This window comes from Rhizobium sp. 18055 (assembly GCF_902706285.1).
Lineage (GTDB): Bacteria > Pseudomonadota > Alphaproteobacteria > Rhizobiales > Rhizobiaceae > Rhizobium.
In genome coordinates, this window is the sequence record NZ_CACSKD010000335.1 from 1 (window position 1) to 428 (window position 428).

Here is a 428-nt window from a genome sequence, read left to right on the forward strand (position 1 = left end):
GCACTACAGCTGGCGCGACCTGGACCGCGCCAGCGCCCGCATGGCCAACCTGCTCGCGTCGCTCGCGCTACCCGAAGGCAGCCGCGTGGCCGTGCAGGTCGAGAAGTCGGTCGAGGCCATGATCCTCTACCTCGCCACGCTGCGCGCGGGCTACGTGTTCCTGCCGCTGAACACGGCCTACCAGAGCGGCGAGATCGAATACTTCATCGGCAATGCCGAACCCGCCGTGGTGGTGTGCACGCCGGCGAATTTCGGCTGGGTGTCGAAGATCGCCTTCACCGCCGGCACGCAGCACGTGTTCACGCTGGGCGAGGACCGCAACGGCAGCCTGCTGGAGCGCGCCGCGCACCAGGGCGACGAGCACACGCCCGCGGCCCGCTCGGCGGGCGACCTCGCCGCGATCCTCTATACGAGCGGCACCACGGGCC

At 70.3% G+C, this 428-nt stretch carries 1 protein-coding gene; it reads left to right on the top strand.

Annotation, left to right across the window (positions count from 1 at the left end):
* Positions 1 to 428, top strand: a 428-nt coding sequence (locus GVL52_RS32270) for an AMP-binding protein (protein WP_160012759.1), incomplete at both ends; no start/stop codon positions are given.